The sequence below is a fragment of the Streptomyces solicavernae genome (assembly GCF_029968095.1).
Lineage (GTDB): Bacteria > Actinomycetota > Actinomycetes > Streptomycetales > Streptomycetaceae > Streptomyces > Streptomyces solicavernae.
In genome coordinates this window covers 1-26,970 of sequence record NZ_JASCIR010000004.1, presented here as the reverse complement: position 1 = coordinate 26,970, position 26,970 = coordinate 1, and the positions used below count along the sequence as shown (strand labels likewise).

Annotated in this window: 26 protein-coding genes, 1 tRNA gene and 1 riboswitch; of the genes, 15 read left to right on the top strand and 12 right to left on the bottom strand. The window is 71.5% G+C overall.

Features of this window, described 5'->3' with window-relative positions:
- Positions 1-174: 174 nt before the first annotated feature.
- From QIS99_RS06740 to QIS99_RS06725, 4 genes are all read left to right on the top strand, one after another.
- Positions 175-432, top strand: a complete 258-nt coding sequence (locus tag QIS99_RS06740) for a DUF3311 domain-containing protein (RefSeq protein WP_282511492.1) — start codon at positions 175-177, stop codon at positions 430-432.
- Positions 429-2,039: a monocarboxylate uptake permease MctP gene (mctP, locus tag QIS99_RS06735; protein ID WP_282511490.1), complete on the top strand. Its 1,611-nt coding sequence runs from the start codon at positions 429-431 to the stop codon at positions 2,037-2,039. Before QIS99_RS06740 ends, mctP begins: the two co-directional genes overlap by 4 nt.
- Before the next feature lie 281 nt (positions 2,040-2,320).
- A riboswitch (cobalamin riboswitch) is annotated at positions 2,321-2,450 on the top strand.
- A 135-nt stretch (positions 2,451-2,585) separates the two neighbouring features.
- Positions 2,586-5,000, top strand: a complete 2,415-nt coding sequence (locus tag QIS99_RS06730; RefSeq protein WP_282511489.1) for a ribonucleoside-diphosphate reductase subunit alpha — start codon at positions 2,586-2,588, stop codon at positions 4,998-5,000.
- Complete coding sequence (locus QIS99_RS06725; protein ID WP_282511488.1) at positions 5,000-6,019, top strand: ribonucleotide-diphosphate reductase subunit beta; 1,020 nt, start codon at positions 5,000-5,002, stop codon at positions 6,017-6,019. Before QIS99_RS06730 ends, QIS99_RS06725 begins: the two co-directional genes overlap by 1 nt.
- Here the strand turns inward: QIS99_RS06725 and QIS99_RS06720 are convergent.
- Positions 5,932-6,180, bottom strand: coding sequence for a hypothetical protein (locus tag QIS99_RS06720; protein WP_282511487.1), 249 nt, complete (start codon positions 6,178-6,180; stop codon positions 5,932-5,934). The genes QIS99_RS06725 and QIS99_RS06720 overlap by 88 nt on opposite strands.
- Before the next feature lie 94 nt (positions 6,181-6,274).
- Here QIS99_RS06720 and QIS99_RS06715 point away from each other — a divergent pair, with 94 nt between their 5' ends.
- Positions 6,275-7,243 (top strand): helix-turn-helix domain-containing protein, encoded by a 969-nt coding sequence (locus tag QIS99_RS06715; RefSeq protein ID WP_282511485.1) that lies wholly within the window; start codon positions 6,275-6,277, stop codon positions 7,241-7,243.
- Between the two features lie 26 nt (positions 7,244-7,269).
- Here QIS99_RS06715 and def read toward each other — a convergent pair whose 3' ends face one another.
- The 8 genes from def to QIS99_RS06675 form a co-directional block, all read right to left on the bottom strand.
- Positions 7,270-7,929 carry a peptide deformylase gene (def, locus tag QIS99_RS06710; protein WP_282511483.1) on the bottom strand — a complete coding sequence of 220 codons (660 nt, stop codon included), beginning with the start codon at positions 7,927-7,929 and terminating at the stop codon, positions 7,270-7,272.
- Between the two features lie 106 nt (positions 7,930-8,035).
- Positions 8,036-9,016 (bottom strand): tetratricopeptide repeat protein, encoded by a 981-nt coding sequence (locus QIS99_RS06705; RefSeq protein WP_282511481.1) that lies wholly within the window; start codon positions 9,014-9,016, stop codon positions 8,036-8,038.
- Between the two features lie 218 nt (positions 9,017-9,234).
- Positions 9,235-10,629 (bottom strand): HD-GYP domain-containing protein, encoded by a 1,395-nt coding sequence (locus tag QIS99_RS06700; RefSeq protein WP_282511479.1) that lies wholly within the window; start codon positions 10,627-10,629, stop codon positions 9,235-9,237.
- Positions 10,626-12,098, bottom strand: a complete 1,473-nt coding sequence (locus QIS99_RS06695; RefSeq protein ID WP_282511477.1) for an HD-GYP domain-containing protein — start codon at positions 12,096-12,098, stop codon at positions 10,626-10,628. The genes QIS99_RS06700 and QIS99_RS06695 overlap by 4 nt, the downstream gene beginning before the upstream one ends.
- Before the next feature lie 287 nt (positions 12,099-12,385).
- Positions 12,386-12,742 (bottom strand): mycothiol system anti-sigma-R factor, encoded by a 357-nt coding sequence (gene rsrA, locus QIS99_RS06690; RefSeq protein WP_282511475.1) that lies wholly within the window; start codon positions 12,740-12,742, stop codon positions 12,386-12,388.
- Entirely contained in the window at positions 12,739-13,410 is a 672-nt protein-coding gene (locus QIS99_RS06685) for a sigma-70 family RNA polymerase sigma factor (RefSeq protein WP_408909492.1), read from the bottom strand. The genes rsrA and QIS99_RS06685 overlap by 4 nt, the downstream gene beginning before the upstream one ends.
- A 303-nt stretch (positions 13,411-13,713) precedes the next feature.
- Entirely contained in the window at positions 13,714-14,355 is a 642-nt protein-coding gene (locus QIS99_RS06680) for an alpha/beta hydrolase family protein (protein ID WP_282511471.1), read from the bottom strand.
- A gap of 210 nt (positions 14,356-14,565) precedes the next feature.
- The gene (locus QIS99_RS06675; RefSeq protein WP_282511469.1) at positions 14,566-15,381 is read right to left on the bottom strand and encodes an SOS response-associated peptidase; all 816 of its coding nucleotides are present in this window, start codon (positions 15,379-15,381) and stop codon (positions 14,566-14,568) included.
- Positions 15,382-15,431: 50 nt separating this feature from the next.
- Here QIS99_RS06675 and QIS99_RS06670 point away from each other — a divergent pair, with 50 nt between their 5' ends.
- The 4 genes from QIS99_RS06670 to QIS99_RS06655 all read left to right on the top strand — a co-directional run bounded on the left by QIS99_RS06670 (position 15,432) and on the right by QIS99_RS06655 (position 19,136).
- Positions 15,432-16,154, top strand: coding sequence for a M50 family metallopeptidase (locus QIS99_RS06670; protein WP_282511467.1), 723 nt, complete (start codon positions 15,432-15,434; stop codon positions 16,152-16,154).
- 150 nt (positions 16,155-16,304) lie between these two features.
- Complete coding sequence (aroA, locus tag QIS99_RS06665; RefSeq protein ID WP_282511465.1) at positions 16,305-17,651, top strand: 3-phosphoshikimate 1-carboxyvinyltransferase; 1,347 nt, start codon at positions 16,305-16,307, stop codon at positions 17,649-17,651.
- A gap of 9 nt (positions 17,652-17,660) precedes the next feature.
- Positions 17,661-18,671, top strand: a complete 1,011-nt coding sequence (gene rsgA / locus QIS99_RS06660) for a ribosome small subunit-dependent GTPase A (protein WP_282511463.1) — start codon at positions 17,661-17,663, stop codon at positions 18,669-18,671.
- A gap of 141 nt (positions 18,672-18,812) precedes the next feature.
- A complete protein-coding gene (locus QIS99_RS06655) occupies positions 18,813-19,136 on the top strand; it encodes a DMT family transporter (protein ID WP_282511461.1) in 324 nt (107 codons plus the stop codon).
- A 143-nt stretch (positions 19,137-19,279) separates the two neighbouring features.
- Here the strand turns inward: QIS99_RS06655 and QIS99_RS06650 are convergent, their stop codons facing one another.
- The gene (locus tag QIS99_RS06650) at positions 19,280-19,882 is read right to left on the bottom strand and encodes a TetR/AcrR family transcriptional regulator (protein ID WP_282511459.1); all 603 of its coding nucleotides are present in this window, start codon (positions 19,880-19,882) and stop codon (positions 19,280-19,282) included.
- A gap of 215 nt (positions 19,883-20,097) precedes the next feature.
- Between QIS99_RS06650 and hisN the strand changes: the two genes are divergently transcribed.
- Positions 20,098-20,898, top strand: coding sequence for a histidinol-phosphatase (gene hisN / locus QIS99_RS06645; RefSeq protein ID WP_282511457.1), 801 nt, complete (start codon positions 20,098-20,100; stop codon positions 20,896-20,898).
- 139 nt (positions 20,899-21,037) lie between these two features.
- A complete protein-coding gene (locus tag QIS99_RS06640; protein ID WP_282511455.1) occupies positions 21,038-21,442 on the top strand; it encodes a CBS domain-containing protein in 405 nt (134 codons plus the stop codon).
- Positions 21,443-21,532: 90 nt separating this feature from the next.
- Here the strand turns inward: QIS99_RS06640 and QIS99_RS06635 are convergent, their stop codons facing one another.
- Positions 21,533-23,002, bottom strand: coding sequence for a catalase (locus QIS99_RS06635; RefSeq protein WP_282511453.1), 1,470 nt, complete (start codon positions 23,000-23,002; stop codon positions 21,533-21,535).
- Positions 23,003-23,129: 127 nt separating this feature from the next.
- On the opposite strand from QIS99_RS06635, the gene QIS99_RS06630 reads away from it, so the two are divergent.
- From QIS99_RS06630 to QIS99_RS06615, 4 genes are all read left to right on the top strand, one after another.
- A complete protein-coding gene (locus tag QIS99_RS06630) occupies positions 23,130-23,546 on the top strand; it encodes a Fur family transcriptional regulator (RefSeq protein ID WP_282511451.1) in 417 nt (138 codons plus the stop codon).
- Between the two features lie 234 nt (positions 23,547-23,780).
- Complete coding sequence (locus QIS99_RS06625; protein ID WP_282511449.1) at positions 23,781-24,581, top strand: ABC transporter ATP-binding protein; 801 nt, start codon at positions 23,781-23,783, stop codon at positions 24,579-24,581.
- Positions 24,578-25,441 carry an ABC transporter permease gene (locus tag QIS99_RS06620; RefSeq protein WP_282511447.1) on the top strand — a complete coding sequence of 288 codons (864 nt, stop codon included), beginning with the start codon at positions 24,578-24,580 and terminating at the stop codon, positions 25,439-25,441. The genes QIS99_RS06625 and QIS99_RS06620 overlap by 4 nt, the downstream gene beginning before the upstream one ends.
- A gap of 28 nt (positions 25,442-25,469) precedes the next feature.
- A complete protein-coding gene (locus tag QIS99_RS06615) occupies positions 25,470-26,636 on the top strand; it encodes an ABC transporter substrate-binding protein (RefSeq protein ID WP_282511446.1) in 1,167 nt (388 codons plus the stop codon).
- A 57-nt stretch (positions 26,637-26,693) separates the two neighbouring features.
- Here QIS99_RS06615 and QIS99_RS06610 read toward each other — a convergent pair.
- Positions 26,694-26,767 (bottom strand) — tRNA-Met (locus tag QIS99_RS06610).
- Positions 26,768-26,970 lie beyond the last annotated feature (203 nt).

The following is a 26,970-nucleotide window of genomic DNA, read 5'->3' as shown; positions in this document are numbered from 1 at the left end:
CCGGAAGTCGCCGCCGCGATACCTGCGCCATTCCGGCGAAATCCGCACACGCGCGGCGGCGAGATTGCGGTTGGGGACCGATATGCGGACGAGGTCTTCCGCTGTCTTGACACCGTCACCTAGATTTCGTGCGCACCGCACGAGGTCACCAGCGAGGGGGACGGAGCCCGCCGCATGTCACAAGCTTCAGAAGAGAACAGACCACCGGTGGTGACGCCGGTGCGCGTCGTCATCGGCCTCTGTCTCGTCGCACCGTTCATCGCCATGCTGTGGGTCGGTTCCTACGCGAAGACGGACCCGGCCTTCATCGGGCTGCCGTTCTTCTACTGGTACCAGATGGCGTGGGTGCTCATCTCGACCGCGCTCACGGTCCTCGCGTACCGGCTCTGGCAGCGTGACCAGCGCGCGCGCCGGGAAGGCGGGGCCAAGTGAACGACGGCGTGAACGGCGTCGCACTCGCCGTCTTCATCCTCTTCTTCGTCCTGGTCACCGCCATGGGCTTCATGGCGGCCCGCTGGCGCAAGGCCGAGAACGAGAACAGCCTCGACGAATGGGGCCTCGGCGGCCGCTCGTTCGGCACCTGGGTCACCTGGTTCCTGCTCGGCGGCGACCTGTACACCGCGTACACCTTCGTGGCCGTCCCGGCGGCGATCTACGCGGCGGGCGCGGCCGGCTTCTTCGCGGTGCCGTACACCATCCTGGTCTACCCGCTGATCTTCACGTTCCTGCCGCGCCTCTGGTCGGTCTCCCACAAGCACGGGTACGTGACGACCTCGGACTTCGTGCGCGGCCGGTTCGGCTCGAAGGGGCTGTCCCTTGCGGTGGCCGTCACCGGCATCCTGGCCACCATGCCGTACATCGCGCTCCAGCTGGTCGGCATCCAGGCCGTGCTGGACGTGATGGGCGTCGGCGGCGGCGAGAACACCAACTGGTTCATCAAGGACCTGCCGCTGCTGATCGCCTTCGGCGTGCTCGCCGCGTACACGTACTCGTCGGGGCTGCGCGCGCCCGCGCTGATCGCGTTCGTCAAGGACACGCTGATCTACATCGTGATCGCCGTGGCCATCATCTACATCCCGATCAAGCTGGGCGGCTTCGCCGACATCTTCTCCTCGGCGAGTGACAAGTTCACCGAGCAGGGCAAGGGCGGCCTGGTGCCGGGCGACGGCGGGCACTGGGGGTACGCCACCCTTGCGCTCGGCTCGGCGCTCGCGCTGTTCATGTACCCGCACTCGATCACCGCGACGCTGTCCTCGCGCAGCCGTGACGTGATCCGCCGCAACACCACGATCCTGCCGCTGTACTCGCTGATGCTGGGCTTCCTCGCGCTGCTCGGCTTCATGGCGATCGCGGCCGGGGTCAAGGTGGAGAACGGGCAGCTGGCGATCCCGCAGCTGTTCGAGAACATGTTCCCGGACTGGTTCGCCGGCATCGCCTTCGCGGCGATCGGCATCGGCGCCCTGGTCCCGGCCGCGATCATGTCGATCGCCGCCGCGAACCTGTTCACCCGCAACATCTACAAGGACTTCATCAGGCCGGACGCCACCCCGGCACAGGAGACCAAGGTCTCCAAGCTGGTGTCGCTCCTGGTGAAGGTGGGCGCACTGGTCTTCGTCCTCGGCATGGACAAGACGGTCGCGATCAACTTCCAGCTGCTCGGCGGCATCTGGATCCTGCAGACCTTCCCGTCCCTCGTCGGCGGCCTGTTCACCCGCTGGTTCCACCGCTGGGCGCTGCTCGGCGGCTGGGCGGTCGGCATGGTGTACGGCACGGCCGCGGCGTACGGGGTGGCCTCGCCGACGCAGAAGCACTTCGGCGGGTCCTCCGCGGAGATCCCCGGCATCGGCGAGATCGGCTACATCGGCCTCACCGCGTTCGTCCTGAACGTCGCGGTCACCGTGGTCCTGACCTTCGTCCTGCGGGCGGCCAAGGCCCCCGACGGCGTCGACCAGACCCAGCCGGGCGACTACACGGCGGACGCGGGCGACCCGGGCGTCAAGGCCGACCTGCCGCCGGCCACGGCGGGCTCCTCGCACTGAGCCCCGCCTGAAGTCCCCCGTAACTCCTGTAACTCCTGTAACTCCTGTAACTCCTGTAACTCCTGTAACTCCTGTAACTCCTGCAACTCCTGTAACTCCTGTAACTCCCGTACGACGACGGGCCGTCGGAGCGATCCGGCGGCCCGTCGCCGTATGCGCGTACGACCCGAGACTCCGTCGCACGACCCGAGGCTCCGTCGCACGACCCGAGACTCCGTCGTACGACCCAAGACTCCGTCGTACGACACAACATATGGGGGCAGCCGCAAGCATCACCCACCACATGTATGCTCGTCCTCGCTGTCGCCGCAGGGGAATCCGGTGCGAATCCGGAACTGTCCCGCAACGGTGTACCGGTGCGCTTTCGCGTACCCGTCAAGTCCGAGGACCTGCCGACGGCGCACCCGTGCCGTCCGGTCCGGGTGCTCATGTCGTCCGGGCCTCGCGGAATGGGCCGGTGGACGCGACACGGTGTGCCGTCCCGCGGTGCCGTGCGCCCACTCCCGCCCGCCCAAGGCCCCGCGCCGAGCGAGGGAGAGCCCCACCGTGACCATCGCGCCAGCCGATCCGGTCTCAGCCCAGGCCGAAGCAGGCCGGGCAACCGAAGACGCCCCGGGTACCGCCCGCCCGTCTCCCGCCACCACCCTCAACGGAGATCCTGCGGATCGCCCCTCGGTATCGCTGCTGCGGACCCTGACCGAGCTGACCGCCGACCTGCCCGACACCGACCCCGGACGGGTCGCCGCCGCCGCGCTCCGCGGCCGGCACGCCGGGTCGGACGCGGCGGAGCTGCGCGACCTCGCCACGGACGCCGCCGCCGGCCTGATCTCCGAGGACCCCTCCTACTCCCGGCTCGCCGCCCGCCTGCTCACCCGCGCCATCGCCGACGAGGCCGCCTCGCAGGGCGTCACCCGCTTCACCGAGTCCGTCGGGACCGGCCACCGCGAGGGCCTGATCGCCGACCGCACGGCGGAGTTCGTACGGGCGCACGCCGCGCGCCTCGACGCCCTGATCGACCCCGCCGCCGACGACCGCTTCGGCTACTTCGGCCTGCGCACCCTGCACAGCCGCTACCTGCTCCGGCACCCGATCACCCGCAAGGTCGTCGAGACCCCGCAGCACTTCCTGCTGCGCGTCGCGGCCGGCCTCGCCGAGGACGACTCGCCCCGCGCCGTCGACGAAGTCGCCGCCCTGTACGGCCTGATGAGCCGCCTCGACTACCTGCCATCCTCGCCGACGCTCTTCAACTCCGGTACGCGGCACCCGCAGATGTCGTCCTGCTACCTGCTCGACTCCCCGCTGGACGAGCTGGACTCCATCTACGACCGCTACCACCAGGTCGCCCGCCTCTCCAAGCACGCCGGCGGCATCGGCCTCTCGTACTCCCGGGTCCGCAGCCGGGGCTCGCTGATCCGCGGGACCAACGGGCACTCCAACGGCATCGTGCCGTTCCTCAAGACGCTCGACGCCTCCGTGGCCGCCGTCAACCAGGGCGGGCGGCGCAAGGGCGCGGCCGCGGTCTACCTGGAGACCTGGCACTCGGACATCGAGGAGTTCCTGGAGCTGCGGGACAACACCGGCGAGGACGCCCGCCGTACGCACAACCTCAACCTCGCGCACTGGATCCCCGACGAGTTCATGCGCCGGGTCGCCGCCGACGCCGACTGGTCGCTGTTCTCGCCCGCGGACGTGCCGGAGCTCGTCGACCTGTGGGGCGCGGAGTTCGACGCCGCGTACCGCAGGGCCGAGGCCGCGGGGACCGCCCGTAAAACGCTCCCCGCGCGGGAGCTGTACGGCCGGATGATGCGCACCCTCGCGCAGACCGGCAACGGCTGGATGACGTTCAAGGACGCCGCCAACCGCACCGCCAACCAGACCGCCGAACCCGGCCACACCGTGCACTCCTCCAACCTGTGCACCGAGATCCTGGAGGTCACGGACGACGGGGAGACGGCGGTGTGCAACCTGGGGTCGGTCAACCTGGGGTCCTTCGTGGCCGAGGGCGGCATCGACTGGGAGCGCCTGGACGAGACGGTTCGTACCGCCGTGACGTTCCTCGACCGTGTCGTCGACATCAACTTCTACCCGACCGAGCAGGCCGGCCGGTCCAATGCGCGCTGGCGCCCGGTGGGCCTGGGCGCGATGGGGCTGCAGGACGTGTTCTTCAAGCTGCGGCTGCCCTTCGACTCGGCCGAGGCGCGGGCGCTCTCCACCCGGATCGCCGAGCGCGTCATGCTCGCCGCGTACGAGGCGTCCGCCGAACTCGCCGAGCGCAGCGGCCCGTTGCCCGCCTGGGCGAAAACGCGCACCGCGCGTGGTGTGCTTCATCCGGACCACTACGACGTCGACCTGGCGTGGCCCGAGCGGTGGGAGGCGCTGCGCGCGCGGATCTCCGTCACCGGCCTGCGCAACTCGCTGCTTCTGGCCATCGCCCCGACCGCGACGATCGCGTCCATCGCGGGCGTGTACGAGTGCATCGAGCCGCAGGTGTCCAACCTGTTCAAGCGGGAAACCCTCAGCGGAGAGTTCCTGCAGGTCAACGCCTACCTGGTGGAGGAGCTGAAGCGGCTCGGCGCCTGGGACGCGCAGACCAGGGAGGCACTGCGCGAGTCCAACGGCTCGGTGCAGGGCTTCGGCCGGCTGCCCGAGGAGGTGCGGAACCTGTACCGCACGGCCTGGGAGATCCCGCAGCGCGGCCTCATCGACATGGCCGCCGCCCGCACCCCGTTCCTCGACCAGGCGCAGTCCCTGAACCTGTTCCTGGAGACCCCGACCATCGGCAAGCTCTCCTCGATGTACGCGTACGCCTGGAAGTCGGGCCTGAAAACCACGTACTACCTGCGCTCCCGCCCCGCGACGCGGATCGCACGGGCGGCGGCCCGGGTGCCGGTCCAGATGGCCGAGCCCGACGCCGTCGCCTGCTCCCTGGAAAACCCCGAGTCCTGCGAGGCCTGCCAGTAATGAGTACCCCAGCTTCGGAAAAGAACCTGCTCGACCCGGGCTTCGAGCTGACCCTGCGCCCCATGCGCTACCCGGACTTCTACGAGCGCTACCGGGACGCGATCAAGAACACCTGGACCGTCGAGGAGGTCGACCTCCACTCGGACGTCGCCGACCTCGCGAAGCTGTCGCCGGGCGAGCAGCACCTGATCGGCCGGCTCGTCGCGTTCTTCGCGACCGGTGACTCGATCGTCGCGAACAACCTGGTGCTCACGCTCTACCAGCACATCAACTCACCCGAGGCGCGGCTGTATCTCTCCCGCCAGCTCTTCGAGGAGGCCGTGCACGTCCAGTTCTATCTGACGCTGCTCGACACGTATCTTCCGGACCCGGACGACCGCGCCGCCGCGTTCGCGGCCGTCGAGAACATCCCGTCGATCCGCGAGAAGGCCGAGTTCTGCTTCAAGTGGATGGCCTCCGTCGAGGAGATCGACCGCCTGGAGACGCGGGCCGACCGGCGCCGCTTCCTGCTCAACCTGATCTGCTTCGCGGCCTGCATCGAGGGCCTGTTCTTCTACGGCGCCTTCGCGTACGTGTACTGGTTCCGCTCCCGCGGACTGCTGCACGGCCTGGCCACCGGCACCAACTGGGTGTTCCGGGACGAGACGATGCACATGAACTTCGCGTTCGAGGTCGTGGACACCGTCCGCAAGGAGGAGCCCGAGCTCTTCGACGACCGCCTTGAGGCCCAGGTCACCGACATGCTGCGGGAGGCCGTCGAGGCCGAGCTGCAGTTCGCGCGGGACCTGTGCGGCGACGGACTGCCGGGCATGAACACCGAGTCGATGCGGCAGTACCTGGAGTGCGTCGCCGACCAGCGCCTCACCCGCCTCGGCTTCGCCCCGGTCTACGGCTCCGAGAACCCCTTCTCGTTCATGGAGCTGCAGGGCGTTCAGGAGCTGACCAACTTCTTCGAGCGCAGGCCGTCCGCGTACCAGGTGGCGGTGGAGGGCTCGGTGTCGTTCGACGACGAGTTCTGAGCCTGAGCCGTACGAAGCTGCGGCCGCCCGCCCCGCTCGGCGGCCCTCAACTGCCGGTCCACGCGCCGGTCGTGGAGGTGGCCGACGAGCGAGGGCAGGGCCAGGAGGGCGAAGACCGCGAGGACGCCGAGGGTGTTGAGAAAGGTGTGTGTGTTTTCCATGCCCCTTACTCTCGCGCCCGCGGCACCCCGACGGCAGTGGCAGGACTGACATGAGCCATCGACATCCTGCCAACCATGCGGCACACTGACAGCCATGCTGAAGAACGTGGCCGCCGTGGTCCTGGACCAGGTGCACCCCTTCGAACTCGGCGTGGTCAGCGAGGTGTTCGGCCTGGACCGCAGCGACGAGGGCCTGCCCGTGCACGACTTCGCGGTGGTCTCCGCCGAGGGCCCGGTCCTGTCCACCCACGCGGGCTTCACCATCTCCACGCCGCACGGCCTGGACCGCCTGGAGGAGGCCGACCTCATCGCCGTCCCCGCGGTCCGGGCCCAGACCCCGGGCCGTCCGTACCCGCCGGAGCTGCTCGACGCCCTGCGCCGCGCGGTGGACCGCGGCGCCCGCGTGCTGTCCGTCTGCTCCGGGGTGTTCCTGCTCGGCGAGGCGGGCCTCCTGGACGGCCGCCGCTGCGCGGTCCACTGGCGGTACGCGCGGGAGCTCGCCGTCCGCTTCCCGCGCGCCCGCGTCGAGCCCGACGTCCTGTACGTCGACGAGGACCCGGTGATCACCTCGGCCGGCACCGCCGCGGGCATCGACGCCTGCCTGCACCTCGTCCGCAAGGAGCACGGCACCGAGGTCGCCAACGCCATCGCCCGCCGCATGGTCGTACCGCCGCACCGCGACGGCGGCCAGGCGCAGTACGTGAAGCGGCCGTTGCCCGCCACGCCCTGCGACACCGTCGGCGAGGTCCTGGTCTGGCTGGAGCGGCACCTCGACGAGGACGTCACGGTCGAGCAGCTGGCACACCGCGCCCATATGTCGCCGCGCACGTTCGCCCGCCGCTTCCTGCAGGAGACCGGCACCACCCCGTACCGCTGGCTGCTGCGCCAACGCGTGCTGCGGGCGCAGGAGTTGCTTGAGTCCACCGACGAGACGGTCGACGCGATCGCGGGCCGCGTCGGCTTCGGCACCGCGGCCGCGCTGCGCCACCACTTCCTGCGCACCCTCGGCACCACGCCGCACGCGTACCGGCGTACGTTTCAGGGGCCGGCCCGCGTGGCGTGACCGGCCCCTGAACCGCCTTGTGACGCTCAGCCGTTGGGCACGACCTCGTAGCGCGGCGTGCCCTCCTCCATCTGGCGCAGGGCGTCCTTGCGCTCGCGCTTGGAGAGGCGGTCGATGTACAGGTACCCGTACAGGTGGTCCGTCTCGTGCTGCAGGCAGCGGGCGAAGAAGCCGGTGCCGCGCACGGTGATCGCGTTGCCCTGCTCGTCCTGGCCGGTCACCACCGCGTAGTCGGGGCGGGCCAGCTCGGCGTAGGCGGTGGGCACCGAGAGGCAGCCCTCGTTGCCGTCGTCGAGGCGGCGCTGCTCGGCTGGCAGCTCCTGGAGTACGGGGTTGCAGATCACGCCGACGTGCCGCTTGCCCTCGTCGTCGGGGCAGTCATAGACGAAGACCTTCTTGTCGACGCCGATCTGGTTCGCGGCCAGGCCGACGCCCTCGGCGGTGCGCTGGCTGGCGAACATGTCGTCCACCAGCTGCCCCAGCTCTGCGTCGAACTCCGTGACGTCCTTGCACTCCTTGTGCAGGACCGGGTTGCCGACGACGGTGATCGGCCGGGACGTGCCGCGCCCGCGGTAGGCCGCCTCGCGCGCCTCGGCGTCCTCGGTGTCGATGACGAAGCCCTCGTCGTCGACCGGGAGCACGCCCGCCTCCGCCGCGGTCTGCTGATCGGTGTCCTGCTGCGCCATGTCCGACGTACGCCTTCCTCGACAAGCCAAGTGTGGAAGTACAGCCTACGGGGGCCTGCCGGAAGGGTGTCCCGGGTCAGCAGACTTCCGGTCAGCAGACTTCCGGTCAGCAGACTTCTTCGAGGTCCCGCCAGTCGCGGGAGTCCGGGCTGTCCGCCACCCAGCCGTCGAGCAGTCCGCGCACCAGGCCCGCGGGCGCCGCGATGCCGCACTCCCGCTCCGGGACCCAGAGCGCGCCGGGGCTGCGGTGGCCGAGCGGGCCGGGGTGGCCGGGCTCACTGTGGTCGTGCGGGTCCAGGTGCTCGCCGTCGCCCTCGTCGCTGGGCATCCGGCTCTCCGAGCACATCCGGCACAGCAGGCGCACCGAGGACGACCAGTCCTCGGCGGCGAAACCGGCGTCCGCCGCCAGCCGCTCCAGCGCGTCCCGGTCGGCCTCCGACGCGGCTTCGAGGAGGACCACCCAGGTCGGCACCGGGGAGGGCGCCCACAGCTCGATCTCGTCGAAGACCGGGTACGACGGCCCGGCGCCGGTGGTCCGCTCGCCGTGCGGGACGCCGTCGTGCAGCACGACCTCGCCCCAGCGCCGGCCCGACGACGGCAGCGGGATGGACAGCACCTCGATCCGGGCCGGGTCGAGCCGCCGGCCCCACACCACTTCGGCCTCGCCCTCCGGGGAGAGCCGCACGGCCGCGCTGCCGAGCTCCATGCCGAGCGGGGGCTCACCGCCGACGGCACCGCCGGGGACCTTCAGCCCGTACGCCTGCCAGGCGCGGCGGGCAAGGGGCCAGTCCTGCAGGGCGGTCGCGGCGATTCCGACGTTCCACCAGTCCGGGGCGCCCGCCTCGCGGTCGAGCAGCGCGACGGCCCGCAGGCCCGCGGCGCGCGCCTGCTCCCAGTCGTGCCGGAACTTGTGCAGCAGGGCGAGGTTGAACCAGGACTCGGACAGCCAGGGTTCGAGGTCGGCGGCGCGGGTCAGGAGCGCTCCCGCGTCCTCGTACCGGCCGTCGCCGATGAGCGTGAACGCCCGGTCGGTGGCCTGCCGCCAGGAGGCGGAGGGCCGGTGCCGTCCCTTGCCGAAGATCCTCACGATTCCCGCCTGCCCAGGTCGTTCCACTCTCAGTGCAGCCTCGGGCCTTTGCCCCCGGACACCCTGCACTTCGCATCCAACCATGCCCGGTCGGACGCCCGCTCATTACCCATGGGTTACCCGTGCGGGGCCGGGCAATCCCTGCCCGGGGCCGCCGATCCGGCCCTGCCCGCACGGCTCGGCACCGGGACTGGGCGGCTCATCCGCCGGCCGGGGGCTCATCCGCCGGCCGGGGCCACGGCGCCCCGGGAGAGGACTCTGGCGAGGGACTCGACGACCTCCGGCTGGTAGTCGCGGCCGGTGGCGAGGCGCAGTCGCTCCAGGGCGGCGAGCGGCCCTCCCGGCCCTTCTCCCCGCGCCATCTCGTCGTATGCGTTCGCCGCCCGCACGATCCGCGCGGTGAGCGGCTGGTCACGGTACGGATCGGCCTGCCGCTCGACCACCACCGCGACGTCGGACGGCACCCCGGTCTGGCGTACGACGGCCCCGCCGAGCAGGGCGATCCGGCGCTGCTCCACGGCGGGCAGGTCGGCGGTGGCGCCGTGCCGCACGGGGTCGACCAGGGAGAGCTGCCCGATGTCGTGCATCAGCGCCGCGTACTCCAGGACCACCAGGTCGGCCCCGGAGAGGCCCAGGTCACGGCCGACGGCGCGGCTGAGGGCGGCGACGCGGCGGGCGTGGCCCTGCGGGGTGTACCCGGCGATCTCGGTGGCGCGCGCCAGGGACGTGATGGTCTGGCGGTAGGTCGTGCGCACGGCCGCGTACCGGCTGAAGGAGAGCTGGGTGAGCAGCAGCGGCAGGCTGAACAGCGGCAGCGCCCACAGCCCGGCCACGGCCACCGCGAGCGCCATCACCGCGCCGCTCGCCCCGACCGCCGAGCCGATGCCGCGCTTGGCCCGCAGTTCGTCGCGGAGCAGCGGCCCGTACGGCCACTGGGTGCGGGCACGCACGAGGGCGGCGGCGAGCACGGCGTCGCACAGTCCGGTGAGCGCGACGAGCACGACCAGCCACAGCGCGTAGTACGGGCCGTGGCCGATCAGCTCGGCGAACTTGCCCGAGTTGTACAGGGGTTGGAAGCAGACCGAGGCGAAGGCGACGGTCAGGACGCGGCGCGCCATGTGGTCGGGCGTGGGCGCCCGCCCGCGCGCGAGCTGCGGCACGGCTCCGACCAGGAATGCCGCCGCGGTCACGGCGACCACCTGCAGCACGCCGTGGTACGTGGGCTGCCCGGCGTTCTCGCCGAGCAGGGCGTACGCGAGCGCCCCGGCGGCGCCGAGCGGTGCGGGCTCGCGCTCCTGGGGCTCCTCCTGGCCGCCGTCGCCCCTGCGGGCCAGCTCGCCGACGACGACGAGCGCGCCGAAGGCGAGGGCCACACCGCGCTCGGCAAGCCCGGACCACAGCACGTGCGCCAGCGCACCGGCGGCGAGCAGCCCGGCCCCGACGTGCACGGCCCGCACGGGGAGCGGGACGCGGGGGTGGCGGGCGGGGGGTTTGCGGGGGGTGGGGTTGCGGGGCGGCGCGGAGTTGCGGGGAGGCGCGGAGTTGCGGGGGGCGGGGTTATGGGGCGCGAGGTTGCGCGGGGGCGGGTTGCGGGGTGTCGGCTTGCGGGTCATCTCGGGAGGTCCCCGGCGAGCGGAGTCCGGGTGGAGCGCGGGTGGGGCACGGGTACGGCGGCAGGGTCGGTGGCGGGTGCGGGGTCGGCGGCGGGTGCGGGGTCGGCGGTTGCCACGGGTGCGGCGGCCCCGCCGGCTCGGGCTGCGGATGCGGCTGCCGCCTGCTGGGCCTCGGGTTCGTCGGAGGTGACGGCGGGGCGCCAGCCGTGCCGGTCGAGGGCGCGGACGAGGGCCCGTACCATCTGCGGATCGAACTGCCGTCCCGCGCACCGCTTCAGCTCGGTGAGCGCGTCGGCGACGGGCCGCCCGCGCCGGTAGGACCGGGTCGAGGTCATCGCGTCGAAGGCGTCGGCGACGGCCACCACCCGTGCGAACTCCGGGATCTGCCTGCCCATCAATCCGTACGGGTAGCCGCTGCCGTCGAGCCGTTCGTGGTGGTGCAGGATCGCCGAACGGGCCTCGCCGAGGAAGCCGATGCCGCGCACCATCTCGTGCCCGTACTCCGGGTGCAGCTCGATGACGCGGCGCTCCTCGGGGGTGAGCGGTCCGTCCTTGCGCAACAGCCGGGTGGGAACGCCGAGTTTGCCGACGTCGTGCAGGATCCCGGCGAAGCGGAGGACCTCGACCCGCTCGTCCTCCATGCCGAGTTCCCGCGCGATGAGGACGGAGGCCTCGCCGACGCGCTCGCTGTGCCCGCGCGTGTACTCGTCCTTGATGTCGACGGCCTGCACCAGTGCCCGGATGGTGGCCTGGTGGGCGGACCGCTCGCGGTGGTACTGGGCGAACACCCAGCAGGAGATGTACATCGGCAGCAGCACGAGCAGCGCGGCCAGCGCCCCGTACGGGCTGCGCCAGAGCACGGCCATCATCAGCCCGGCGAAGCCGTGCACGAGGACGGGAGCGAGCGAGCGCGGGAAGAGGCCGCGCCAGGCGGCGCGCAGCGGGACCCGCTCGGCGGTCGCCAGGATGCCGCCGTCGAGCGCCGCCACGACGAGGGCGAAGACGAGCGCGGCGGCAGCGGCGGGCGCGAGCGCCAGCGGGAAGTCGGGTGCGGCGGGCGTACCGGCGGCCAGCAACTCCCGCCCGCCCAAAGCGACATGGACGCTCGCCGCGGCCCAGCAGGCGAGGCCGTACCGCGCGGGGCGCCAGATCCGGCGGGGCGGCGCGGGCCCGAGCTCGACCCGGGCGAGGGCCGCGCCGGGCACGGCGACGAGCGCGGCCGCGGCGGGCGGCACGAGGAACACCCCGGCGAGCAGGACGGGGAAGAAGCCGGCCATGCTGCGCGGCGCCCGGCGCCCGATGAACCGGCAGCGGGTGATCTGCTCGCACCCCGCGTACAGCACGGCGAGCAGGCCGACCGCGCCCCAGGGGGTGCCGGCGGACGGGGCGAGGGCGGGGGCCGCGCACAGGGCGGCGCCGGTCGCGGTGAGGCCGATGTAGACACCGGCCCAGAGGGGAACAGACCGCATCACGCTCTCCTCCCCCTGCGCCGCCGAGCCGTTCAGATTCCGGAGAATAGGACGGCGGCGCTCGCGGGGAGAGAGGATCGAGTGATTCCGCGGCTTATGCGACCGCGGATTCGCACCATCGGGTGACGGTGTCGCACGGACGCCCACGATGCGCCCCGGAGAGCCTCAACTCTCCGTCACGGAAACGGAGTTCAGGACTCCTGAGGCGAGACAGGAACGGAGTTCAGGACTCCGGGGGCGGGACAGGAACGGAGTTCAGGACTCCGGGGGCGGGACAGGAACGGAGTTCAGGACTCCTGGGGCGAGGGGGACGGCGCGGAGCGACGCTGCGCGGCCGACTGCTCCGGCTCGGGCGGGGCGGCGGTCAGGTCGTGCTCGGGCACGGCCTGGCCGGAGCGGATCAGGTCGATCCGGCCCATCACCTTGGCGCGCAGGTCGGTCGGTACGTCGTCGTGCCCGCAGCACCTCTTGACCAGCTTCTTCACGGCCTGCTCCAGGCCGTACTTCTCCAAGCACGGCGAGCACTCCTCGAAGTGCGTCTCGAACTTGGTGCAGTCACTGTCGGGCATCTCGTGGTCCAGGAACTCATAGAGATGGTCCAGGACCTCAGAGCAGTCCGTCTCGTGCGGCTCTCCGCAGCTCATGAGCCTGAGCCTTTCGTTCCGTTCGACGACTCCGTCGCGCCGGTCGCGGCGCCCGCGGGGACGAGGCCGCGGTCCTTCGCGTAGTCCTCAAGCATGCCGCGCAGCTGTCGCCTGCCGCGGTGCAGCCGGGACATCACCGTACCGATGGGGGTTCCCATGATGTCCGCGATCTCCTTGTAGGCAAAGCCCTCGACATCGGCCAGATAGACGGCGATGCGGAACTCCTCGGGGATCGCTTGCAGGGCGTCCTTCACATCCGAGTCGGGCAGCCGGTCGAGGGCCTGCGACTCGGCGGAGCGCAGTCCGGTCGACATGTGCGACTCGGCGCGTGCCAGCTGCCAGTCCTCGATCTCCTCGGCAGCGCTGCGCTGGGGTTCGCGCTGCTTCTTGCGGTACGAGTTGATGAACGTATTGGTGAGGATGCGGTAGAGCCACGCCTTCAGGTTGGTGCCCTCGCGGAACTGGTGGAAGGACGCGTACGCCTTCGCGTAGGTCTCCTGCACCAGGTCCTCGGCGTCGGCAGGGTTGCGCGTCATCCGCAGCGCGGCCGAGTACATCTGGTCGAGGAACTCAAGCGCGTCGCGCTCGAAGCGGGCGTTGCGCTCGACAGCGCTCTCCTCCGCCGCCTTCTGCGCACGGCCCTCGTCGGTCCCAGTGACCTGACCCACCTCCTCAAGCGACGTGACGGGATCGAGGCCGACCCCGCTCGAATCGGAGGATAGACGACGATCCGGTCCGCCCGCCGCCCGAATAGGGGCGGTCTTGGCCGCAGCCAGCATGGACCTTCCCAGGTCGGCGGCGCTGGCGCGGCTCGGGCAGGCGATCGAACCCATGCGGCGGACTCCCTCACACTCTGCGTTCTCGGCTGACGTCCGCCACAACAGCAGTCAGGGCTTCAGCATTCCCGACGCCGCGCGTGAAACCGCGAAGGAAGCCGCGCGTGAGTGTGAAGCCGCGCACGAAACCGCCCGCTACCCCCGAAGTTCCTTGATCCAGGCGGAAACCGCGCTCGTGATCACCGCGACGGCCTCCTCCTGCCCGATCTCCGCCCGCTTCGGCACCGCGAACCCGTGATCGCCGTACGGAACCTCCACCAGCTCGTACGAGCCCCCGGCCGGGAACTCGGCGGGCCTGCCGAAGGGGTCGTTGCCGCCCTGCACGACGAGGGTCGGCACCCCGCTGCCGAGCAGTTCGTCGGCGCGTGACTTCTCCGGCCTGCCCGGCGGGTGCAGCGGGAAGCTCAGGGCGAGCGCGGCGTGCGCGCCCAGCTCCTTCGCCGTACGACAGGCCACGCGCGCGCCCGCGCTGCGGCCGCCGGCGATCACAGGCAGGCCGGGTTCCTGCAGCACCGGCCAGAGCGCGCGCCAGCCGGTGTCCAGGGTCTTCGGGGCGGGCGCGACCTTCTTCCCGGCCACCCGCCAGGGCTGCTCGACGAGGGCCACGGTCACGCCCTGCCCGGGAAGTTCGGCGGCGAGCGCCTGCAGGTCGCGGGCCTGGACGCCGCCGCCCGCGCCGTGGCTGACGGCGAGGACGAGCTGCGCCTTCTTCGCGGGAAGCCAGGTGATCCTGGCCGGTCCCGCCGGGGTTTCGACAAGGGTCTCGTTCTTGGTCACGGTCCCATCCTGCCGCCCCGCGCGCGTGCGGGACTTCCGCTCCGCGCGTGTGCCGGTTTCCGCTCCGCGCGTGTGCCGGTTTCCGCTCCGCGCGTGTGCCGGTTTCCGCTCCGCGCGTGTGCCGGTTTCCGCTCCGCGCCTGTGCCGGTTTCCGCTCCGCGCGTGTGCCGGTTTCCGCTCCGCGCGTGTGCCGGTTTCCGGAACGGCACCTCAGAAGAGGGTGCCCTCCTCCGGCCCCTCCAGCTCCTTCAGCAGCTCGGGCCCGTCGTTGCGTACGTTGCTCACCGCCGTCGACACCGGATACGCGCGCATCAGGCCCTCGGGCGGCGCGGCCAGCAGGGAACGCAGGTCCTCCACGTCGGTGTGCCTCGGGTCGAGCCAGGCGTCCCAGCGGTCCGGGGTCAGCATCAGCGGCATCCGCGGGTGGATGTCGGAGAGCGACTGCGGGCCGTCTGCGGGGGCGACGCCCAGGGGGCCGGTCTCCGCCTCCGTGGTGATCACCGAGCACGTCACCCACCAGCCCTGCGGGTGGTCGTCCGGGAGCGTGCGGTCGCGCCAGAACTCGTAGAGCCCGGCCATCGCGAAGACCGAGCCGTCGGCCGGGGTGACGAAATAGGGCTGCTTACGGGGGCGCTTCTTCTTGCCCTCGACCTCCAGGTTCCGCTCGACGGAGCCGGTCACCCACTCGTAGTAGCCGTCGGCGGGCAGGATGCAGCGGCGGGCGGCGAACGCCCGGCGGTACGCGGGCTTCTCGTGCACCGTCTCCGCGCGTGCGTTGATCATCCGGGCGCCGCCCTCGGGCGACTTGGCCCAGGACGGGACGAGGCCCCACTTCAGAGTGCGCAGCTGGCGAACCGGAGTGCGGTCGGACGCGTCCTTGAGGGGGCGGTCGAGGACCGCGTACACCTCATCGGTCGGGGCCACGTTGTAGTTCGCGGCGAGCGCCTCCTTCGGCTCCCACTTCTCGACCTCGAAGGCGTCCGCGAGATCCTCGGGCCCACGACTGGATGCATACCGTCCGCACATACGTGCCACACTGCCAGATCGTCGTACCGAGACGGGAGCCTGTTCCGCGTATGCACACCACCTCAGCCACGGCCATGGCCGACCTGTGGGACCGCGTCTTCGGCACTCAGCCGGACCCGGACCTGTGGCTGGTGATCGCCACGGCGGTGGTCGCCCTCGCCGCGGTCGTCCCGCACGGCCTGTGGCGGCTCAGCCGCAACGCCATCACCATCGCGCACGAGGGCGGGCACGGCCTGATCGCGCTGCTCACCGGCCGCAAGCTCGACGGCATCCGGCTGCACAGCGACACCTCGGGCCTGACCGTCAGCCGCGGCAAGCCCACCGGCATCGGCATGATCCTGACCGCGGCCGCGGGCTACACCGCCCCGCCGCTGCTCGGCCTCGGCGGCGCCTGGCTGCTCGCCGCGCACCACATCACGCTGCTGCTCTGGCTGGCGACGGCCCTGCTCCTCGCCCTGCTCGTGATGATCCGCAACGCCTACGGCGCCCTCACGGTGATCGTCACCGGCGGCGCGTTCGTGCTGGTCTCCTGGCTGGCCGCCCCCGAGGTGCAGGCGCTGTTCGCGTATGTGGTGGTCTGGTTCCTGCTGCTCGGCGGGGTGCGCCCGGCCTTCGAGCTGCAGGGCAAGCGACGCCACGGCGGGGCGCCGGACTCCGACGCCGACCAGCTGTCGCGGCTCACGCATGTCCCGGCCTGGCTCTGGCTGTTCCTGTTCCACGCGGTCTCGATCTGCTCGCTGCTCGGCGGCGGACGGTGGCTTCTCGATCTGTGAGACCAGCCCCGGCCACCGGCCCCGGCCACCGGCCCCGGCCACCAGCCCCGACCACCGGTCCCGACCAGGGGTAATACGACTTCCCGGGCGGCGTACGAGAGTTATCCACAGGCAAAATCCGGGCGCGGGCGCAGCGATTAAAGTGTGGGCATGACCGAGAATGCCGCGCACACCGCCCTCTGGCCCGCCCCGACCGCGAGCGGAGCCGTCGACGCGACGGTCCACGTGCCCGGTTCCAAGTCGGTCACCAACCGCGCCCTCGTCCTGGCTGCCCTCGCCACCGAGCCGGGCGTCCTGCGCCGCCCGCTGCGCTCCCGCGACACCCTCCTGATGGCCGCCGCCCTGCGCGCCCTCGGCGTCGGCATCGAGGAGGAGACCGGATCCGACGGCGCCGAGGCCTGGCGCGTCACACCCGCCGCGCTGCGCGCCCCTGCCACGGTCGACGTGGGCAACGCGGGCACGGTCATGCGCTTCGTCCCCCCGGTCGCCGTGCTGGCCGACGGCCCGGTGCGCTTCGACGGCGACCCGAGGTCGTACGAGCGCCCGCTGCACGGCGTGATCGACGCGCTGCGCGCACTCGGCGCGGAGATCGACGACGAGGGCCGGGGTTCCCTGCCGCTGACGGTGCACGGCGCCGGTGCCCTGAAGGGCGGCCGGGTCGAGATCGACGCGTCCTCGTCCTCTCAGTTCGTGAGCGCACTGCTGCTGTCGGCGCCGCGCTTCGAGGAGGGCGTGGAGGTGCGCCACGTCGGCAGCAGCCTGCCGTCCATGGCGCACATCCGGATGACGGTCGACATGCTGCGCGAGGTCGGCGCCCAGGTGGAGGAGCCGGAGTCGGGCGGCGAGCCGAACGTATGGAAGGTCGCCCCGGGCCCGCTGTCGGGGCGTGACCTGACGATCGAGCCGGACCTGTCCAACGCCCAGCCGTTCCTGGCGGCGGCCCTGGTCACCGGCGGCCGGGTCACCATCCCCGACTGGCCGGAGCGCACCACGCAGCCCGGCGACCGGCTGCGCCAGATCTTCACGGAGATGGGCGGCAGCTGCGAACTGACGGAGAAGGGCCTGGAGTTCACCGGCTCCGGCAAGATCCACGGGATCGACGTGGACCTGAGCGAGGTCGGCGAGCTCACCCCGGTGATCGCCGCCGTCGCCGCGCTCGCCGACGGCCCGTCCACGCTGCGCGGGGTGGCCCACCTGCGGCTGCACGAGACGGACCGCCTGGCCGCGCTCACCAAGGAGATCAACGGCCTCGGCGGTGACGTCACGGAGACCGCCGACGGCCTGCACATCCGCCCCCGCGCACTGCACGGCGGCACGTTCCACACGTACGACGATCACCGCATGGCGACGGCTGGCTCGGTGATCGGGCTCGCGGTCGAGGGCGTGCAGATCGAGAACGTCGCGACGACGGCGAAGACCCTGCCGGACTTCCCCGACATGTGGACCACGATGCTCGGGAACCAGCTCGGGAACCAGCCCGGGAACCGGCAGGGATAAGGCACCGCGATGCGCCGCTACGGCAAGAACCCCGACGAGGACGACATCCGGGTCCGCCCCAACCGCAAGGGCAACCGCCCCCGCACCCACATCAGGCCCAAGCACGAGGATGCCGCCGAGGGCATGGTCCTCACCGTGGACCGGGGGCGGCTGACCTGCCTCGTCGAGGACCGGGTCGTGATGGCGATGAAGGCCCGCGAGCTGGGCCGCAAGGCGGCGGTCGTGGGTGACCGGGTGGCGGTCGTCGGGGACCTGTCCGGCAAGAAGGACACCCTGGCCCGCATCGTGCGCATCGAGAAGCGCAGCTCGGTCCTGCGCCGCACGGCGGACGACGACGACCCGTACGAACGCGTCGTCGTCGCCAACGCCGACCAGCTGGCGATCGTCACCGCCCTCGCCGACCCCGAGCCGCGCCCCCGCCTCATCGACCGCTGCCTGGTCGCGGCGTACGACGCGGGCCTCGAACCCCTCCTCGTCCTCACCAAGTCCGACCTCGCCCCGGCCGACGAACTCCTGGAGGCCTACGGCGCCCTGGATTTCCCGTACGTGGTGACGAGCCGCGAGGAGCTGGCCGACGGGGAAGCGGCGGACCGGGTGCGGGAATTGCTCGACGGACACGTCACGGCGTTCGTCGGCCACTCGGGCGTGGGCAAGACGACGCTGGTCAACGCCCTGGTGCCGAAGGACCGCCGGCGGACGACGGGACATGTCAACGCCGTCACGGGCCGCGGACGGCACACGACGACGTCCGCGCTGGCGCTGCCACTGACGGACGCCGAGGGCTGGGTGATCGACACTCCGGGCGTGCGCTCCTTCGGCCTGCACCACGTCGACCCGTCCCGCGTCATCCACGCCTTCCCCGATCTGGAGCCGGGCACGACGGAGTGCCCGCGCGCCTGCAGCCACGACGAGCAGGACTGCGCGCTCGGCGCGTGGGTGGAGGAGGGTCACGCCGACCCGGCCAGGCTGTACTCGCTGCGGCGGCTGCTCGCCACGAGAGAGCGGCGCGAGGGGGACTGACCTCGTCGTGGTGTGCCGTCCGGGCCGAACGGTGCAGGCATAATCGCATCGCATGGCACCGCACCGAGCCGGACGCCCGGCCCGTTTCCGGTTGAAGCAGACGCAACGAGGCGGACATCGAGGCGCAGGAGGCGGACAACCATGGCGTGGCTGCTGGTCATCGTCGCCGGAATCCTGGAGACCGGCTTCGCGGTCTGCCTCAAGCTCTCCCACGGTTTCACCCGGCTCTGGCCGACGGTGTCCTTCGCGGTCTTCGCGCTGAGCAGCTTCGGTCTGCTGACGCTCGCCCTGAAGCGGCTCGACGTCGGCCCGGCGTACGCGGTGTGGACGGGCATCGGCGCCGCGGGCACGGCCATCTACGGCATGGTCTTCCTCGGCGACGTGGTCTCCACGCTGAAGCTGGTCTCGATCACCCTGGTCATCGTGGGCGTCATCGGGCTCCAGCTCTCCGGCGGGGCGCACTGAGCCGCCGGGCCCACCCGCCCGTCCCGCACGCACCCGGACCGCCCGCTCACCCGTCCCGCACGCACCCGGACCGCCCGCTCACCCGGACCGCGGCAACCCGGACCGCCTCGCTCATCCGGACCGCGGCAACCCGGACCCCCCGCTCACCCGCCCGCCCCATACGCCCCCGGGCCGACCGCTTCCCGTACGAGCCCCGCCGTACCGCACTCCCCCGCGGGCGCGAGCAGGCACGACAGGGCCAGGCGGAGCGCCAGCTCGCACTCCGCGGCCAGGGCGGCGCGGGCCGAGTCGGGAGCCGAGGCGGGGGCGAGCGCGGCGACGGCCCGGTCCCGGACCAGGGCGACGACCTCGGCGGGCGAGGGCAGCGACCGGTCCGCCCTCCGCTGGGCCGGGACCGGCGAGGTGGAGGGCACCGCGGCGGACGCCGGGGCGGGCAGCCCGGCCGGCCAGCATCCGGTGAGCAGTGCCCTGAGCAGGGCGTTCGCGCCTGCGCTCGTCACGGTCCAGTCGGCCGCGGCGGGCAGCCCGCCCTCGGCGAGGGCCCGGTCGACCCCGGCCAGGTAGCGGTCGGCCTCGCGGCGCACCAGCGAGCGCGCCAGCCCGTCCTTGCTGCCGAACTCGTTGTAGAGGGTCTGCCGGGACACCCCGGCGAGCGCGGCGACGTCGACCATGCGCACCGCCGGCCACGGCTTGCGCGCCAGGGACGTGCAGGCCGCATCGAGCAGTGACTCCCGCGCTGCCGGCATCGTTGCCTCCCCGGCCGGGCGGCACCCCGGCGTAGGTTGCGGCTTCGTAGGCAGAGTTGACGTGACCGTACGCACTGTCAAGAGTTCGCGCACCAGCGGGATCTGACGGGGTCAGAGGGATCTGAGGGGACAGAGGGACCTGAGGGGGCCAGCGGGATCTGAGAGGGCCAGAGGGCCATGTGGTCCTGATCCGGCGCGGTCGATACTGTTCGCTCATGCCCGACTATCTCGATGATCTGCGTCTCGCCCATGTCCTCGCCGACGCCGCGGACCGCGCGACCATGGACCGGTTCAAGGCCCTCGACCTGAAGGTCGAGACGAAGCCGGACATGACGCCGGTCAGCGAGGCGGACAAGGCGGCCGAGGAGCTGATCCGCGGCCAGCTGCAGCGCGCCCGCCCGCGCGACGCGATCCTCGGCGAGGAGTACGGCATCGAGGGCACGGGCCCCCGCCGCTGGGTGATCGACCCGATCGACGGCACGAAGAACTACGTACGCGGGGTGCCGGTGTGGGCCACCCTGATCTCCCTGATGGAAGCGGGCGAGGGGGGCTACCAGCCGGTGGTCGGCGTCGTCTCCGCCCCCGCGCTCGGCCGTCGCTGGTGGGCGGCGAAGGGCTCGGGCGCGTACACCGGGCGCAGCCTCACCTCCGCGACGAAGCTGCAGGTCTCGAACGTCTCCCAGGTCTCCGACGCCTCGTTCGCGTACTCCTCGCTGAGCGGCTGGGAGGAGCAGGGCCGCCTCGACGGCTTCCTGGACCTGACGCGGGCCTGCTGGCGCACGCGCGGGTACGGCGACTTCTGGCCGTACATGATGGTGGCCGAGGGCTCGGTCGACATCTGCGCGGAGCCCGAGCTGTCGCTGTGGGACATGGCGGCCACCGCGATCGTGGTGACCGAGGCGGGCGGCAGCTTCACCGGGCTCGACGGCACGCCCGGCCCGCACAGCGGCAACGCGGCGGCGTCCAACGGGCAGCTGCACGACGAGCTGCTCGGGTACCTCAACCAGCGGTACTGAGGCGGGTCGCCCCGCGCTTCCCCTTGTTGACCCTCCGTGGACCTGCCACTCTGAGAGTCCCCCTACTTGTGAACTTGTGAATCCCTTCTCTTTGAAGGACGAATCACTTGTCGCAACCCTCAGGAGGTGGCTTCAGCCCATGCTCGTCCGCGACGCCATGAGCACGATGGTCCTCACGATCGGACCCGACCACACCCTCCGCCAGGCCGCCAAGCTGATGTCCGCCCGCCGGGTCGGCGCAGCGGTCGTCCTCGACACCGACGCCGGCGGCCTCGGCATTCTCACCGAGCGCGACATCCTCAACTCCCTCGGCGCGAACCAGGATCCGGACCAGGAGACCGCGAGCACCCACACCACGACCGACGTGGTCTTCGCCGCACCGTCGTGGACCCTGGAGGAGGCCGCCGACGCCATGACACACGGCGGCTTCCGGCACCTGATCGTGCTCGACCACAAGGAGCCGGTCGGCATCGTCTCCGTGCGCGACATCATCCGCTGCTGGGCCCCACGCCACCGCCACGCGGGCGCGGCCCTCCAGGCCTGACCGCCCCACCACCCCTCGACGCCGAGAGGGCCGGACCCCAATTGGCTCCCAATTGGCGTCCGGCCCTCCGGCCTACGGCAAACGACCTGGTCAGCCGCGCAGGGCCTGGACCGCGGTGTCCAGACGCTTGCCGAAGTCTCCGTCCGCGCGACGGAAGTTCCCGATCGCGCGCTCGGCGATGTCGTCCCGCGAGACCTTGGCGATGAAGCCCGCCAGGTTGTCGACCAGGCGGCCCTTCTCGTCCTCGGACATCAGCCGGTAGAGGTTGCCCGCCTGCACGAAGTCGTCGTCCTCGGCGTGCACGGCGGCCGCGTGGTTGCCGGTGCCGCCGGTCACCGCGCTCGACGCCCACAGCGGGCGGTCGGTCTGGTGCGGCCCGCCGAAGGAGTTCGGCTCGTAGTTCTTCGCGCCCTTGTGGCGGCCGTCGTACAGGAAGCCGTCCCGCGCGTGCGTACGCGCCTCGGTGGCGTGCGGGCGGTTCACCGGAAGGTGGTCGGCGTTGATGCCGACGCGGTACCGGTGGGCGTCGCCGTACGCGAAGAGGCGGCCCTGGAGCATCTTGTCCGGCGAGGGACCGATGCCCGGCACGAAGTGGGCGGGGCTGAAGATGGACTGCTCGACCTCGGCGAAGATGTTCTCCGGGTTGCGGTTGAGCTCCAGCTTGCCGATCTCGATCGGCGGGTAGTCCTCGTGCGGCCACACCTTGGTGAGGTCGAAGGGGTTGAAGCGGTAGTTCGCCGCGTCCGCCGCCGGCATGATCTGCACCTGCACGGTCCAGCTCGGGAACTCGCCGCGCTCGATGGACTCCCGCAGGTCACGCTGGTGCGAGTCGGGGTCCTTGCCCGCGAGCAGCTCCGCCTCCCCGGCGGTCAGGTTCTTGATCCCCTGGTCGGTCTTGAAGTGGTACTTGACCCAGAAGACCTCGCCGGCCTCGTTGTTCCACTGGAAGGTGTGCGATCCGTACCCGTTCATGTGGCGGTACGAGGCGGGGATGCCGCGGTCACCGAAGAGCCAGGTCACCTGGTGCGTGGCCTCGGGGCTGAGCCCCCAGAAGTCCCAGACGTTGTCCGCCTCCTGCGAGCCGGTGTACGGGTCGCGCTTCTGGGTGTGGATGAAGTCCGGGAACTTGATGGCGTCCTTGATGAAGAACACCGGGGTGTTGTTGCCGACGAGGTCGTAGTTGCCCTCCTCGGTGTAGAACTTCAGCGCCCAGCCGCGCGGGTCGCGCACCGCGTCGGCCGCGCCGAGGTTGCCCGCCACGGTCGAGAACCGCAGGAACGTCTCGGTCTGCTTGCCGACCTCGGAGAGGAACTTGGCCCGCGTGTACTGCGTCACGTCCGCGGTCACCGTGAACGTGCCGTACGCCCCGGCCCCGCGGGCGTGCACGATGCGCTCCGGGATCCGCTCCCGGTTGAAGTGCGCCAGCTTCTCAAGCAGCAGCTGGTCCTGGACGAGCACAGGCCCGCCGACACCGGCCGTCTCGCTGTTCTGGTTGTCAGCGACCGGAGCACCGGCCTCCGTGGTCAGCGGTCCCTGCGTCACGTGCGCCTCCTGCGTCATTCCCGACGGGTCCTGTCCCTTGGCTATTTCCGAACTCGATCCTACGATAGACAATGTCTAAGTCAAGCAGGCATCCAGACCCACACCCGGTCGGGACTGAAGCCTTCCGACTGTTAGGCTGACCCCCATGAGTGACCTCTTGGAACGACTGCGCGGGCGCGGCTGGCGCCTGACCGCGCAGCGGCGCGTCGTGGCAGAGGTCCTCGACGGGGACCACGTACACCTGACGGCCGACGAGGTGCACGCGCGCGCCGTGACGAAGCTCCCGGAGATCTCGCGGGCCACCGTCTACAACACGCTCGGCGAGCTGGTCACCCTCGGTGAGGTGCTCGAAGTCTCCACCGACCGCAGGGCGAAGCGGTACGACCCGAACGCCCACCGCCCCCACCACCACCTGGTCTGCGCCCAGTGCGGCGCGATCCGGGACGTACACCCGGCGGGCGACCCGCTGTCCGACCTCCCCGCCTCGGAGCGCTTCGGCTTCACGGTCTCGGGCGTCGAGGTCACGTACCGCGGGGTCTGCCCCAGTTGCGCGGCGGCCTGACCCTCCCGGCCTCCGGGCACCCCTGGAACGTACAGGCGGCATACCCCTGGAACGTACAGGCGGGACAATCCTGGAACGCACGGGCCGGGCAGCCCTGGAACGTACGGGCGAGCCCCCCTGGAGCGCACGGGCCTGGCGATCCCGGAACGTACAGGCGAGGCAGCCCTCTTCCAGAATCTGACGGGTCGTCATACCCTGCGGCGCCAGCCAAACCGCCGCACCGCAGGAGCCCTCGTGAGAGACGCCCCGCAGCTGAGAGACGCCCCGCGCCCCAAACTCCACGCCACCTCCCTCACCCGGACGTTCGGCCGCGGCCGAACCCGCACCGAGGCCCTGGGCCCCGTAGACCTGGCCGTCGCCCCCGGCGAGTTCACCTGTGTCGTCGGCCCCTCCGGCTGCGGGAAGTCCACACTCCTCCGCATCGCCGCAGGCCTGCTCCGCCCCAGCTCGGGCCGCCTGGAGATCCGTACGGACCCGGCCCGCCCGGCGGCGATGATCTTCCAGGACTACGGCATCTACGACTGGAAGACGGTCCTCGCCAACGTCCGCTTCGGCCTCGACATCCAGCGCGTTCCCCGCAAGGAGGCCGACGCCCGCGCGCACGCCCTGCTCGCCCGGATGGGCCTCGCCGACTTCGCACAGGCCTACCCGAGCGCGCTCTCCGGCGGAATGCGGCAGCGCGTCGCCATCGCCCGCGCCCTCGCCGTAGAACCCGAGATCCTGCTGATGGACGAGCCGTTCGCCGCGCTCGACGCCCAGCTGCGCACGATCCTCCAGGACGAACTGCTCGAACTCACCCAGGCGACCCGCACCACCACCCTGTTCATCACCCACAGCCTCGAAGAGGCGATCGTCCTCGGCGACCGGGTCCTGGTGATGTCCTCGCGCCCCGGCCGCATCATCGCCGAGCGCCGCCCGCCCTTCGCCCGCCCCCGCACCGGCGACATCCGCGACTCCCCCGAATTCACCGCGCTCAAGGGCGAGTTGTGGGAACTTCTGCGCGGCGAGGTACGTACGGAGGCGGTGCCCGTATGAGTACGACGGCCACGTCGCCCCATCCGGACCTGCTGGTCAGAGAGCCGGGCCCGCAGGAGCTCGACCCCGTCCGCACCCACCGCCGCCGGCGCACCCTCGAACTCTCCCTCGCGGCCGCCGTGCCCGTCGCCCTCCTCCTGCTGTGGCAGCTCGCCGCCGTCCAGGGCTGGATCGACGACCGCGTCTACCCGGCGCCGCAGACCATCCTGGAGGACGGCATCGCGCGCGCGGCCGCCGGCGAGCTGTGGCCGGACGTCTGGGCGACCCTGAAGCGCGTCCTCGCCGGATACGCCGTCGGCACGGTCAGCGGCTACGCCCTCGGCCTGCTCATGGGCTCGCTCTCGCTGGTACGGGCGGCACTCGAACCGCTCCTCGACGCGCTCTACGTCGTACCCAAACTCGCCCTCCTGCCGGTCTTCCTCAACATGTTCGGGCTCGGCGAAGGCCCGCAGATCGCCCTGGTCGCGGCGACCGTGTTCTTCTTCGTGTGGATCTCGACCATGGCCGCCGTGCTCGCCGTCCCGGCCGGGCACCGCGACGCCGGCCAGGTCTTCGGCGCCACGCCCTGGCAGATGTTCCGGCATGTGCTCCTGCCCGCCTCGCTGCCGACGGTGCTCGTGGGCGCGCGGATCGCGGCGGGCGTCGCCGTCCTGGTGATCGTCGCCTCGGAGTCCATCGCCGCCGACGAGGGCCTGGGGCACCTGATCTTCGACTCCAGGGCCCTGTTCCAGAACGACATCATGTTCGTCGGCATCGTCTGCGTCGCCGCACTCGGCGTCCTCTTCTCCGAACTGGTGCGCCTCGTCGGCCGGTTGCTCACCCCCTGGGCCCCACGCGACCACGGCCGCGGCCAGTCCTGAAACCCTCACGCCCCGACGGAGGCCCCGCATGCGCATACACATACGCATACGCATACGTACGAGAAAGACCTGGCCCATCGCACTGCTCGCCGCAGCCCTGCTCGCCACGGCCTCGGCGGGCTGTGCGAAAGAGGACGACACCGGCGGCAGCGGCTCGGCGAAACCCCGCACCATCGAACCGGTCGAGGGCTGCACCGCGCACGGCTGGACCGACCCGGAAGACCTCGCCCCCGACCGCGCACCCGCCCGCTGCGAGAAGGGCGCCCCCGCCCCGCAGAAGCTGAAGAAGAAGCGGAAGCTCACCGTCGCCACCGGAACCGTCAGCGCCGAGTACGTGGCTCCGCTCCAAATGGCCGTAGAGAAGGGCGAGTTCGCGAAGGAGGGCCTGGACGTGGACGTCAAGGTGCTGCCCACGCCGGACGCCCTGCCGCTGCTCGCCAAGGGGGAGATCGACGCCCAGTGGGCCGCCCCCGAGGCCGCCGTGATGAACGGCATCAACGGCGGCTTCACCATCAAGTGGGTCGCCGCGAACTACTCCTCCGACCCGAAGTCCCGCAGCGGCCTGTGGGTCCGCCTGAAGGACGGCCAGTCCGCGGACCACGTGCCGATGGCCGGCCGCACGCTCGGCACGATGATCGGCAAGGGCTCGGTCATCGCGTACCCGATGAGCAAGGCCCTGAAGAAGCACGGCGGCGGCCTCGACGAGGTCAGCTTCCGCCGACTCGGCTCCGCCGACGTCCTGACCGCCCTGGAGAACGGAGGCGTCGACTCCGCCTGGCTGCTCGACCCGGTGTGGCGGAAGGTCGACGGCGACAAGAAGTACGCCTTCCTGGGCGGCCAGCCGCAGGGCGAGCCCCTCGGCGGCCTGCTGTTCGGCCCGAATCTGCTGCAGAAGGACCCGGACGCGGGCGTCGCCTTCCTGCGCGCGTACATCCGGACGATCAACACATACTTCGCGGGCGACTACAAAAAGGACCCCGGATTCGTCACCGAGCTGGCGAAGCTGCTGAAGATCGAGGAGCAGGTGCTCAGGTCGACGCCCTCGCTCCGGATGGACTGGGAGATCCGCTCGGGCACCACGGACCGGCTGCAGGCCGCGTACCGCGAGGCGGGCGTCGCCGAGGGCGAGGCGGTCCCGGAGGAGAAGGTGGTGGACCGCAGACTGTACGCGGAGGCGGTGGGCCATCGGCCTTGAGCCCGGGTGCATGCCGAAGGCCCGGATCCTGCATCGGATCCGGGCCTTCGGTTTCAGTAGCGGGGACAGGATTTGAACCTGCGACCTCTGGGTTATGAGCCCAGCGAGCTACCGAGCTGCTCCACCCCGCGTCGGTGAACACAACAGTACGCGAGGCTTTCGACCAGCGCAAATTCGTTGGTACGAGGCCTCAGAGGGGCCTGCGGCGCGGGTCTGCGCGGGCCTGAGCGTGTCTGCGCGGGCCCACGCGGGCGGGTCTTGCACGGGCCTGAGCGTGTCTGCGCGGGCGGGTCTTGCACGGACCCGCCCGCGACGCCCCTGCGAGCCAATACAC